The 12,699-nt window shown below is 44.7% G+C and carries 7 protein-coding genes; 2 read left to right on the top strand and 5 right to left on the bottom strand.

Features of this window, described 5'->3' with window-relative positions:
• Entirely contained in the window at positions 1–990 is a 990-nt protein-coding gene (locus AAGR14_RS11570; protein WP_342644373.1) for a glycoside hydrolase family 43 protein, read from the top strand.
• A gap of 19 nt (positions 991–1,009) precedes the next feature.
• A complete protein-coding gene (locus AAGR14_RS11565) occupies positions 1,010–2,869 on the top strand; it encodes an NPCBM/NEW2 domain-containing protein (protein WP_342644372.1) in 1,860 nt (619 codons plus the stop codon).
• Between the two features lie 18 nt (positions 2,870–2,887).
• On the opposite strand, the gene AAGR14_RS11560 is transcribed toward AAGR14_RS11565, so the two are convergent.
• From AAGR14_RS11560 to AAGR14_RS11540, 5 genes are all read right to left on the bottom strand, one after another.
• Positions 2,888–4,501 carry a DUF6377 domain-containing protein gene (locus AAGR14_RS11560; protein ID WP_342644371.1) on the bottom strand — a complete coding sequence of 538 codons (1,614 nt, stop codon included), beginning with the start codon at positions 4,499–4,501 and terminating at the stop codon, positions 2,888–2,890.
• A 116-nt stretch (positions 4,502–4,617) separates the two neighbouring features.
• Entirely contained in the window at positions 4,618–7,083 is a 2,466-nt protein-coding gene (locus AAGR14_RS11555; RefSeq protein ID WP_342644370.1) for a TIM-barrel domain-containing protein, read from the bottom strand.
• A gap of 107 nt (positions 7,084–7,190) precedes the next feature.
• A complete protein-coding gene (locus AAGR14_RS11550; RefSeq protein WP_342644369.1) occupies positions 7,191–7,937 on the bottom strand; it encodes a SusE domain-containing protein in 747 nt (248 codons plus the stop codon).
• A 53-nt stretch (positions 7,938–7,990) separates the two neighbouring features.
• On the bottom strand, positions 7,991–9,583 hold the full coding sequence (locus AAGR14_RS11545) for a RagB/SusD family nutrient uptake outer membrane protein (protein ID WP_342644368.1): 1,593 nt from the start codon (positions 9,581–9,583) through the stop codon (positions 7,991–7,993).
• A gap of 25 nt (positions 9,584–9,608) precedes the next feature.
• Positions 9,609–12,611, bottom strand: a complete 3,003-nt coding sequence (locus AAGR14_RS11540) for a SusC/RagA family TonB-linked outer membrane protein (RefSeq protein ID WP_342644367.1) — start codon at positions 12,609–12,611, stop codon at positions 9,609–9,611.
• Positions 12,612–12,699: the final 88 nt, after the last annotated feature.

The raw sequence follows: 12,699 nt of genomic DNA, 5'->3' as shown, positions 1-12,699 counted from the left end.
ATGGTTAAGAGAATTTATATGGTTAAAAATATATTTACTGCCATTGGGATAGTTTGTTTAGCCTTTGCAGGTAAGGCTTACGCACAAAAAACAGCTGATTCCCTCTATCACTTTACCTCGTCGGGCAATCCTGTCATCACCCACAAATTTACGGCCGATCCGGCGCCACTGGTAGAGGGCGATACGCTTTGGATGTTTACCGGGCATGATTATGCCGGGGGGCAAACCAACTACAAAATGAAGGACTGGTGCTTGTTTTCAACCACCGATTTAAAGCACTGGACAGAGTACCCAACACCCTTAAAAATTGCCGATTTTGCCTGGGATAAAAGTGGCGGCGCGTTTGCGGCTCAAGTTATTAAGCGTAATGGCAAATATTACTGGTATGTCAGTACCAATGGGTCGGGTATTGGTGTGGCTGTGGCCGATAGGATACAAGGCCCTTATAAAGATGCCCTCGGCAAACCTTTGGTTACCCGCGAAGATTGTTTTGCGTCTACCCATAGCTGGACCTGCATCGATCCGACGGTGATGATTGATGACGACGGGCAGGCCTGGTTATTTTGGGGTAACGGCGTTTGCTATTACGCCAAGCTAAAACCTAACATGACCGAGATTGAACGCCCTGTAAAAAAGATTGACTTTGCAGGGATGCGCTTTGAAGAAGCACCGTGGATACACAAACGCAAGGGCAAATACTATCTATCGTATGCTTCGGGCTTTCCGGAAACGATAGACTACGCTATGGCTGATAAAATTGAAGGCCCTTATAAATATAAAGGTGTGCTTAACGAAGTGGCAGGCAATAGCAATACCAACCACGAGGGTATGGTAGAGTTTAAAGGCAAATGGTACTTTTTTTACCATACGGGTGCCATACAGCGCGACGGAGGCAGTTACAGCCGGTCGGTTTGCATCGACAGAATGGATTATAACAAGGATGGTTCTATCAAAAGGGTGGTAATGACTACTGAAGGTGTCAATCGATAAAAACGAGTTGCCAATTTATATGAAGAGAAGTTTAAAGTTTGCTGCGCCGTTGCTATTGTCGGCTGCCTTAAGTTTAACAGCTAATGCACAGCAGCAAAAAAAGGATAATTCAATAACTAAAACCAATTTTCATGCCTGGGCACCTACGCCACCCATGGGTTGGAACAGCTGGGACTGCTTTGGCCCAACCGTTACCGAAGATGAGGTAAAAGCCAACGCCGATTATATGGCTGCGCATTTGAAATCGTCGGGTTGGAATTATGTGGTGGTAGATATCCGTTGGTTTGTAAGTAATGACAAGGCTAACGGCTATAACCAAACCGATCCGCAGTATAATATTGATGAGTACGGGCGTTTTACACCGGCCGTTAACCGGTTCCCGTCGGCAGCTGGCGGTAAGGGCTTTAAACCACTGGCTGATTATCTGCACGCCAAAGGTCTTAAGTTTGGCATTCACATTATGCGGGGCGTTCCGGTAATTGCGGTTAACCGCGGTTTACCAGTTAAAGGTACTAATGTAACGGCTAAAGATATCTACAGCACAAAAGACCAATGTAAATGGCTGCGCGACATGTACACCATAGTGCCCGGCAAACCCGGCGCCCAGGAATATTACAATTCCATATTTGAACTTTACGCCTCTTGGGGGCTGGACTTTGTAAAGATTGACGATTTATCGTCGCCCATTTATTTTGAAGGCGAGGTAGACATGATCCGCAAAGCAATAAACCGCACCGGCCGCAAAATTGTATTGAGCACATCGCCAGGCGAAACGCCTTTAGCGCACGCTTCGCATGTGAGGGCCAATGCCAATATGTGGCGTACCGTAGGCGATTTTTGGGATAGCTGGGAACAGCTGAAAGAGCATTTTGAGGTGTTTGACCGTTGGAATAAATGGCGTGCCTATGGCGCCTACCCTGACGGCGATATGTTGCCGATGGGCCATATCGGCATCAGAGCCGAGCGAGGTGCACCGCGCATGACGCGCTTTACCCGCGACGAGCAATACACGATGATGACGTTATGGGGTATTTTTAAATCGCCGATGATGTTCGGCGGTAACTTGCCCGATAACGACGCCTTTACCGACTCATTGCTGACCAACAAAGGCATGCTGGCTGTGCTTAAAAATAGCACCAACAACCGTCCGCTGTTCAACCACCCAGATCAGGCCGCCTGGACAGCCGACGAACCCGGAACCGGCGCCAAATATCTGGCTGTTTTTAACAAGACCGATAAACAATTGGCCGATCCGGCTAAAGCGATTTGGAAAAGCCATGTTATCAACCGGCAAACACCTGCGCAAAGTGAGATAATTGACGTTGACTTAAAAGGTGCTAAAAAACTGTACCTCGTAGCTGATAACAGCAGCGATGGCATTGACTGGGACCACACTGATTGGATAAACCCGGTTGTTTATAATGATAAGGACACGTTGCAACTAACGCAGTTGAAATGGCTGCAAGCCAAATCCGGATGGGGGAGTGTAAGATTAAACCAGTCCGTATCTGGCGGTAGCTTGATTGTAAATAATAAAACCTATAGCAAAGGCATAGGCATGCACGCTAATGGTATGGTCGAGTTTGATTTACCCGAAGGCTATACCCACTTTAAAGCGTTGGTTGGCTTAGACAAAGCCGCGGTCGATCAAAATACCGGCGCTTCTATTCAAGCTATGGTGTTTACCCAAAACCCATCAGGTCCGGAACCGGCTGCGAAAGCAAAAATTAAAGTAGATTTAAAGAGCTTAAGTCTGACATCACCTTGTACCATCACCGATTTATGGACCGGCAAGGTAGTGGGTAATTTTACAGGCGAGTTCGCACCAATGATTAATCGCCATGGTGCGGGATTGTATAAAATTACAAAGGCTAAGTAAAACGATCAATATGTAAACCTAAGGCACGTCAACAGCCTTAATAGCCATAATACGCGCATCAAAGTCATCGCCATGAATCAGGGCCTTGGCTTTGAGGCGCATTTTATATACATAGATAGTTTTTTCGGAATATTCCAATATGTTGGCTATGGCCTGTACATCGGTAATGCCTAAACGCATCAGTGCAAAAATGCGCAGGTCGGTGGTTAATACCTCGTGCTCTTTCGGCCATATTTGGTCTTTCTCGTTAAACAATGCGTTAAAAGACGTAATAAAATTCGGGAATATTTTCAGGAACACGTGGTCGAATGTGTAGAACAAAGTTTCGCGTTCTTTCTTGATGTTGATATTGTTAATCGTGATTTGAATATCTTCGTATTTTTTAATGGATAGCTTGGTGTCAATAGAATGCTTTAGTTTTTCTAACTTGGATATGTAACCCGAAATTACATTGAAAAAGTAACCAATGTAATCTTCTTTAATACGGGTATCCTCCTGCAACTTTGTGTTAATAGCTTCCAGTTCAATGTTCTTGTCCTCAATAATTTTTTCTTTGGCTTGTACTTTCTTTAATTGTTTAAATAACAATACGGTAAACACCACAATTACCACCGCTAAGGCAGTAAGAAATACAAAGTAAGTGAGCAAACGGGTGCGTTCTTTTTCAGAGTATGTTAGCTGTTGTGCCGCAACAATGGGCAATAAGGTACTGATTTGGAACTGGCGTTGACGGGCGCCATAAAATTCGGCATCGGCCATGGCTTGCTGTATCAGCTCGTAGGCGTTTTTGGCATCGCCATCTTTATAAAGGTTTTCGGCAAGCCATAACAACGCAACTGTTTCTTTAGTAGATGATTGAATATCGGCTATAACAGCGTCAATGAGCAGATTGATACCCTTCTGCTTTTGCGACGGGGAACCCATGTAAAGTTTACTTAAGGTAGAGGCAACGATGGCGTACTGGTGGCGGTTAAGCTTGCCTTTAAGCAATCGGTTAAATATAGCCTCGGCCTGAGTGTTATTGTTTTTTTTGAGGTTTTTATAACCTTCGAGGTACAAGCGGTCGAACGAATTGGGCTGACTGGCCGTAATGGCCAGATCAATATATTTGTTACCTAACGCATTGTAAGCCGGGGAGTAATGGTTGTCGTTGTCGTAATTGGCTAAATCATAATTGCCACGCATCATAATCAGGTAGTATTCCTGCTTGGCGCTGTCTGATAAATAGCGGATATCGATGCCGGCTAAGTTATCGAAGGTTTCTTTAAACATGCCCGACGATAACAGGATGAATGCAGTTTTAATTTTACTGCTGTACATTTTGCCCTTATCCTTCAACTGCTCACTTAGCGCCTGCATGCGGTTTACATACACAAAAGCCGAATCATATTGGTATGACTTGTATTCGCTGTATATACGATTACACCAGTCAAATTGTGCTGCCTTGTTGTTGGCCGGTACCGACTTTAAAGCTGTTTTAAGTTGGCGGATAGTCACCTCTTTTTGCTGATCGTAAGTGCTTTTTTTATTGATTTCGGCCTTGAGCTTTTCTAACATATCCACGTTTTTTGGAAATGCAAAGGCTGCAGGGCTTAAAACCACCAATAAAAACAACACGTGAATAAACTTCATAAACTGGCCTATAATTTTTGCAAAAGTAAGGGCTGCAACGTAATTATAATAATACAAAAGCCCCCGGTATCAAAATAGTACCGGGGGCTGATAAAATGGAATGGGGTAAAAACGTTTTAGTAACTCAGCGTAAACGTATTACTGTTATTGTTGATGGTCATGGTTTTTACATCATGTCCTTCTGCGCTATTAGTTGTTCCCTGCGGGTCAAAGCTGGATACCGGTGTTAAAAACGATACGAATTGGGTTTTAACGTTAGCTGCTTTTCCGTCCATGCTCAGTTTTGTGCCATTGGCAAAACCATGCATTTGCAGGGTGATGTGCTTAAACTTAGAACTTTGGCTACCCTCGGCTTTTGCAAACACAATTTGTTTTTTGGCGGCATTGTAAGTGATGGTCCGTTTGTAAAAACTACCGGTTTCGTAATTGTAGCTTTCGCCATCATCTTCATAATATACAAACGTGTTGTTGCGGTTGCCTTTATAGATATGTACTGTCAATGTATCTGTCGGTTTTTCGGCGGTTGACTGGATGAGCGACTGCATCGGGATGATACTGCTTTCTTTTACAAAAACTGGCAGCTTCTGCACACTTACCGGCATAATTTTTTGTTGCCTTCCGGCCATCATCTCATCGCTGTACAAGTTATACCAGTTGCCTTCAGGCAGATAAACCGTGCCGTAAGTATCAGTACTGATAAAAGGAGCGATTAAGAAGCCGTTACCAAACTCGTATTGGTTTTGGAATTTAGCATTGTAAACTTCCGGGTCGTGGGTGTAGTTGATAGCCATCGACCGCACAATTGGCTTGCCGTTTTGAGTAGCCTCATAAAACGAAGAGTATAAAAATGGCAGCAAACGGTAACGTAAGTTGATGTAGTTGCGGGTAATCTCTAAAGCTTCCTCACCAAAGGCCCAGGGCTCGGCCGATTTGGTGTTTACACCAGTATGATTTCTGAAGTAGGGACTAAACGCACCTATCTGCATCCAACGGGTATACAAGCCAACCGTAGGGTTGCCGGTAAAGCCGCCAATATCCATACCGGTAAAAGGCACGCCGCTTAAACCTAAGCTGCTTAGCAAACGCACACCTAATAGCATGTGGTCGTCTTCGGCACGGTTGTCGCCGGTCCATATGGCCGTATAGCGCTGCAGGCCTGAATAACCAGAACGTGTAAGGATGAAAGGACGTTTGTTGCCTAAAGCACTTCGGTAACCCTCAAAGCTGGCACGCGCCATTTCCAGTCCGTAAACGTTATGCGCCTGCATATGAGAGGCCTTTTTACCTTCATAATCAAAAATGACGTTATCAGGCATTTTCTGACCCCAGGTAGATATCTCATTCATATCATTCCAGATGCCGCTTACACCTACATCAGCGTATTTTTTTATTTCAGTTTGCCACCAGTTACGGCCAGCCGCTGCGGTAAAATCCGGGAAGTGGCACCAGCCTGGCCAAACCTCTCCGGTGTAGTTTGTGCTGTCGGGGTATTTAATAAAAATATCACTTTTTAATCCACTCTCATATACCGGGTAACCCTTTTCGGCCTTCACACCAGGATCTACGATCAGGGTAAGTTTCAGACCCATATCTTTCAGCTTAGCCGTCATTTTAGCCGGATCAGGGAAACGAGTCTTATCCCAGGTAAATACCTTGTATTTATCCATATAGTGGATATCTAAAGTGATACCATCCGCCGGAATTTTCTTTTCGCGCAGGGTTTGCGCAATCCTGAAAACTTCAGTTTCCGGATAGTAGCTGTAACGGTTTTGCTGGTAACCCAGGCTCCAGAGGGGGGGCATCTTCATGCGCCCGGTAAGGGCTGTGTACGAGGTAATAATATCTGCCACGTTTTTATGGTAGATAAAATAATAGTTCATTTCGCCGCCGCGTGCGCCGAACGACGAGAAGCGGTTATTGCTGGCACCAAAGTTAAAATCGCTTTGATAGGTATTGTCAAAAAATATCCCATAATTAAGATTATGGTGAACGCCAATATAAAACGGAATAGTTGAATAAATTGGATCCTGATCGGTACGGTAACCGAATGTATCAGAATTCCAGTTGGTGTAGCCGCTGCCTTTACGGTCCAGATTACCTGTCTTTTCGCCCAGGCCCACAAAATGTTCACCGTCCTGCATGTGTTTGTACACCGTTACCGACTCGTTAACCCATGAAGTACCCAAACCCTTTTCATCCTGGTTGATTATCTGCCCATCGGTGGTATAAAAAGTTACCGCAAAAGGTTTCTTGTTGATGACAGTACGCAGTGAATCGGTACTGATGGTGACCTGATTATCATCTTGCGATATATTGGCTTTCGCGCTGCCCGGTTTAGTGATAACCGCAAAGGAAAAATCGGCGGCCAGTGGTTGCTTGTCCATACGCACCCTGATTACCGACGGCGAATAAACGGCTACCTCGGCAAATGCGTTTTGAGTGGTTATGTTTATCTGCTGCCCGTTAACTTTAGTGTTAGTAACATTGCCTGCTCCTTTCACCGGGGTGCTTTGGGCTAACGCAGATGTTGCCACGCCCATAGCTAAAAGCGAAGCAGCCCATGTTTTAAACAAAGTTTTCATAAAAATACAATGAGTGGTTAAACCGATAACTTAACCGGCAAAAAATAAAGCCACATTGCATAAACATAAAAGGCTTATGCAAGTGGCTTTATATCATAATGCTTGTTTTACTGCTTGGTAATAGTGTAAGTAAGCGTGTTCAGATTTACGTCTACTTTAAAATTTCCGGCGCTTGGAAACAGCAGGTTACCGCCAGATGTGCTTAATACACCGGCAGCACCCCCGTAACTGGCATTCCAATTGGGAGCAGGTGTTATTTTAAATTCTAAAGTGGGAGCATTTGCAGGTACGGTAATGATACCGGTATAAATGCCGTTACTGGTGGCCGATGCCAACGCAGGCGCTTTAGCCGGGTCCCAGCCTTGATATGCTCCGGGTGCGTATACATAAGAGATTAATGAGTATGGTGTTACTGTTAACGTAAGTACGTTAGAGTAGGCGGCAGCAGCGTTTGGCGCAATCACCGATTTTAATCTTACCTCAACACTGGCGGCAACACCATCAGGTAAACCTAAGTTTAACAACACCGTATTCATGGCGCCCTGAGTTACCGATGTGGTTGTACCAGTTACGGCAATTTCGCGGGCAGCAGCAAAGTTGTTGCCCTTTTTGTCAAATTGCAGGGTATAGTTAATAGTTGACGGATTGCCGGTTACTGTAGTGCTTTGCCAGTTGAAAGTAACAGCGTTATTATCGCTGTTAGCTTTTGACAGGGCGGGCGATGTAGTACTGGCGCTAAGCGTGCCGGTGCCGCCAATGGATGAATATGCCTTTGTTTCATCTTTTTTGCAAGATGCTAACATGAGCAATAACACACTGCTCAATGCTAAAACGGAAATAAATATCTTCTTCATATCAAAGTTTTTAATATCAGCCCTGCTCTTAAATAAAGCAGGGCTGCTTTGAATTAATATCCTGTGTTTTGAGTGAGGTTTGGATTGTTAGTTATATCACTGTTGGGGATAGGGAACAGGTTGCGGTACGAATCTACACCGCGACCGTCACGCACACCACCTTTCCATGGCCACAAATAGGTGCCGGAGGTAAACAAACCATAACGTATTAAGTCGGTACGACGGAAACCTTCCCAGTACAACTCACGGCCTCTTTCGTCGAGCATATTGCTTAGTGTAATGCTGCTTAAGTTGCCATTAGCATTTCCGTACGCACGGGTACGAAGCAGGTTTACATATTGAAGTGCAGTAGCTGTGTTACCGCCGGTGCCGCCGCGTAAAGCTGCCTCTGCATAAATCAAATACATTTCGGCTAAACGGAACAGCGGGAAGTCGGTAGAAACGAAGGTTCCGTTAGGCGACGTAGCCGGGGCGCCTGTTGAGGTGATGTTTTTAAACTTGGTTACCGCTATGCCCTGTGTAAAATCGTTTACGTTAGTAATTTCCTGGTTGTTACCATAAAATATAGCTCGCTTGTCGGTGTTTCCGGTGCGGTCGGTAAACAATAACGGCAGGTTTTTAGTACTGCGGTTACCGCCCCAGCCACCGTTCGGCACACCATAATTAGCAGGGCCCATGTCAGCATTGATAGATGCGTTTACGATATAGGTAGTTGCCCCGTAATTCTGGGTGTTGGTAGCATCATAGTTGATAGACAAAATAGTTTCGGTATTGCCCTGGTTATTGTCTGCCAAAAAGAGGTTACGGTAATTAGACAGTAAGGTATACTTTCCGCTGTTAATTACACGGTTAGCGTATGTAATGGCATCTGTATATTTACCATTGCCGGTGCCTAAATAAGTTTCGGCGTTCAGATACATACGAGCTAACAGTGCCCAGGCTGCTGCCTGGTCGGCGCGTCCGTATTCATTAGTACCAACCGCTGCCAACGAACCGTCGATAGCTTTTAACTCAGACTCTACATAGGCAAATAATTTAGCACGTGTAATTTGAGTTGGAAAAAACTTACCGATAGGCGTAGTTTCGTCAACATAAGGCGGGTTACCAAATAAGTCCATCAATACCCAGTACTGGTAAGCTCTGATAAAGCGGGCTTCTGCCCGGTACTTTCTAATGTTGTCGGCATCGGCGCCGGTCAAGCCCCTGCTGCTTATTTTATCATCAGTTGATTCGCGGATAAATGCGTTAGCTACCGTAATTTGGTAAATAGAGCGATTGTATAAACCATTTAACAAAGAGTTGTTAGCGCTCCAGTTAAGGTTATGGAAATCTGGCACATCGGTATCGTTCCAGGCACAAAGCGCCTCTTCGGTGGTCCATTCCTGTACGCTCCAGTACAAGCGCATAAAATCTGATGTACCGGCATCAATACCACCCAAATCGGAGTTGCCCGCACCAGTGCTGCTGGTTAAGGCAAAAGCGCCATATACTTTAGCTAATGCTTCTTTGTAACCCAGCGGTGTACTGTACACATTCTCGGCTGTAGTTGCATTAGTAGGAGTGCGGTCTAATTCTTTTTTGCAGGATGCTAAACTGGTGGCTAAAGCAAGCGCCAAAAAAGCATTTCTCCATATATTCTTTTTCATAATTCTTTTTGCTAAGGTTAATTAGTTAAAAGCCAAGGTTCAAGCTTAAAGTATAGGTTCTTGGCCTCGGATAGAAGCGGTTATCAATACCACCGTAAATCTCAGGGTCTACACCGTCATACTTGGTCACTACAAATACATTCTGTACGTTGGCACCAACATTCAATCTTGCCCTGCTGCCACGGAATATGTTACCAAAGCTGTAAGCAATGCCGGCGTTATCCATACGTAAGAATGAGGCATTCTTAACATAGTAATCGGTTAAGTAGCTGCTGTTGGTAAAGCCCGTGTTTAACAGATCGCGGCTGGCGTTGTTGTTAAAGTTACCTGCGGTGCTAATCAGCGTGTTTTGAGTACCTAAGGTTGAGGCTACGTTGTTGTAAATGTAATTGCCAATATTAGCACGTAGTACCGAGCTCAAAGTCCATTTTTTGTAGTTGAACTGTGTGCTGAAACCCATCACATATTTAGGGAAAGGTGATTTGTAACGATACATATCGCTGGCATTAATCACACCGTCCTTGTTACGGTCAACAAACACACCTTGCAAAGGCTTGCCGGTATTGGTATCATACACCTGTTGGTACACATAAAAGCTGTTTGCAGAATATCCTGGAGTCTGAATCTGGATAGTTGTACCTGTACCACCCGAAATGCCGCCGGTAGTGTTGCCAATGATGTTATTGTTACCGGTAGCCGACAGGTTGGTGATTTTATTGTAATTGTAAGATACGTTGTAGTTCAAGGTCCAGGTAATGTCTTTAGTTTTAACAGGCGTGCCATTTAAACTCAATTCAATACCGCGGTTTACCATGTTACCAACGTTAGTGGTAATGAGGTTGGTAAAGTTAGTACCCGCTGCTACGTAAACAGATGATAGAAGGTCCTTAGTATTTTTGTAGTAGGCGTCAATAGTACCCGTTAAGCGCTGGTTAAAGAAACCAAAGTCGAAACCAATGTTGGTAGCCTGAGTGGTTTCCCATTTCAGGTTTGCATCATAAGCCGACGGTGCATACAGGGAGTAAAACTGGTTGCCAAACTGGTAACGTGAGTCATTAGTACTCAGGAAATAAGTAGGCAAATAGCTGTAGTAGGGTATACCATCTTGCTGACCGGTTACACCAAAACTTGCACGTAATTTTAAGTCAGACAGTGTTCTTGAATCCTTCAAAAAGCTTTCATCTTTTATGCGCCAGGTAAAGGCGGCAGAAGGAAACACCCCCCAGCGCTTATCTGGTGAAAATTTAGAAGAACCGTCTGTACGGATAGATCCGGTTAAGATGTACTTGGTATCGAAGGTGTAAATTAAACGACCGTAGAACGATTGTAACGTGTACTGTGGTACGTCATAAGCAAACACTGGTGTTGTGCCATCAATTAAACCACCTGCTGCATTGTAGCGGGCGTAGTTGCGGGTAACGGTACGAAAATCGTAATAACCGTAACCTGCAGTAGCGTTAATGTTGCTTTTGATCGATTTAACGTCCTGAGCAAAGTTTAAATAAAACTCGCCGGTGGTATTATAATTTTTTTGGTGATACTGGAAACTTGATCCCTGCGTAGCGTAAGCCTGAGCTGCGTTAGCTGCTATAAAGGTATCGCCACCACCCTTAGATAAATCGTAACCCAGGTTCAAGTTGGCACGTAACGCTCTTAAAAACGGAAAGCGGTAGTCGGCAGTTAAATTACCGAAGCTGCGGTACGTGTCGCCACCATTCAGCCTGTCTTTAAGTACAGCAACCGGGTTGCGTGTTGCGTTAGGATTAAGTGTTACCGTACCGTTAGCTGCGGTTGTGTACCATTCGGTGTAACCATTAAACGGACTGTTGGCACTGTAAACGTTCTGTGTAGGGTCAAAGCTTAAAGCTGCGCCTATAGCATCCTGATTTGCAAAACGGCTATGGGTGTAAGCGCCATTTAAGTTAAGGTCTAATTTCAGGTCGTCATTAAAAAATTTTGGGCTTAAACGTAACGAACCGGTAGTACGTTGCAAGCGGTCGGTTTTTAACAAACCGGTTTGGTCGAGGTAGCCAACAGAAACGCGGTAAGGCATTTTGTGAGTGGTTCCTGCTACGCTAAAGTTATTATCGGTAGTCAATGCGTTCTGGAAAATTTCTTTTTGCCAGTCGGTATTGGCGTTACCTAAGTAGCTTGAGCGGTTGGTTCCGTTAGCTGCATCGTAGTTTTTAACATACGTGCGCACTTCATCAGCCGTTAACACATCAACTTTATTGCGTAAAGTTCCGATAGCGTTTTTAGTTGAAAAGCTGAACTGCGGCGTACCGGCGGCACCTTTTTTAGTAGTAATTAAAATAACACCGTTTGACGCACGCGAACCATAGATAGCAGTTGATGCAGCATCTTTTAACACGGTAAAAGTTTCGATGTCATCTGGGTTTATCATCGTAAGCGGATTGGCTGCGCCCGAGATAGCATTGTTGCTTAACGGCACACCGTCAATCACAATCAATGGGTCATTGCTTGAGTTAAGCGACGCACCCTGACGGATACGGATAGTAGCGCCGGCACCCGGCTGACCGCTATTAGTCGTAACCGACACACCTGCAATTTTACCTTGTATCAACTCGGCTGGGGTAGTGGTGGTACCTTTCTGAAAGTCTTTAGAAGATACGGTGCTAATAGAACCGGTTACATCTTTGCGGCTTTGTGTACCGTAACCGATAACAACTACCTCGGTAAGTGCCTTGTTTTCGGGAGCTAATTGAAAATCGGCCGTAGCTGGCGTACCTGCTGTTACGGTCACCGATTTTCTGAGTGGGGTGTAGCCAATAAAAACAGCAGATACAGTATAGCTGCCCGGCGACACATTATTAATACGATAAACACCATTGGCATCGGCGGTGGTACCTTGTGTGGTACCTACAATGCTTACACTTACACCGGGTAAAGCTTCGCCTTTTTCATCGAGCACTTTACCGGTAATGCTGCCTGTTTGGGCAAAAGCCACTGCCGATATGATGAGCAGCATGCAAACAAGCACATACTTTTTTAGATAGTTTTTTCTCATACAACTTTAGTTTTGCTGTAAAAGCTTAGATAGTTTGTGGAACAATTGGTTAAATACAAGCAACCGGAGGTTTTGCAGCCAGTTGCGT

Source organism: Mucilaginibacter sp. CSA2-8R, from assembly GCF_038806765.1.
Taxonomy (GTDB): Bacteria; Bacteroidota; Bacteroidia; order Sphingobacteriales; family Sphingobacteriaceae; genus Mucilaginibacter.
Note: the sequence above shows the minus strand (reverse complement) of the source record. Positions and strands in the feature narration are given on the sequence as shown.

Coding starts and splice junctions, on each gene's coding strand:
- AAGR14_RS11570 (WP_342644373.1), top strand. CDS start 1: ATGGTTAAGAGAATTTATATGGTTAAAAATATATTTACTGCCATTGGG.
- AAGR14_RS11565 (WP_342644372.1), top strand. CDS start 1,010: ATGAAGAGAAGTTTAAAGTTTGCTGCGCCGTTGCTATTGTCGGCTGCC.
- AAGR14_RS11560 (WP_342644371.1), bottom strand. CDS start 4,501: ATGAAGTTTATTCACGTGTTGTTTTTATTGGTGGTTTTAAGCCCTGCA.
- AAGR14_RS11555 (WP_342644370.1), bottom strand. CDS start 7,083: ATGAAAACTTTGTTTAAAACATGGGCTGCTTCGCTTTTAGCTATGGGC.
- AAGR14_RS11550 (WP_342644369.1), bottom strand. CDS start 7,937: ATGAAGAAGATATTTATTTCCGTTTTAGCATTGAGCAGTGTGTTATTG.
- AAGR14_RS11545 (WP_342644368.1), bottom strand. CDS start 9,583: ATGAAAAAGAATATATGGAGAAATGCTTTTTTGGCGCTTGCTTTAGCC.
- AAGR14_RS11540 (WP_342644367.1), bottom strand. CDS start 12,611: ATGAGAAAAAACTATCTAAAAAAGTATGTGCTTGTTTGCATGCTGCTC.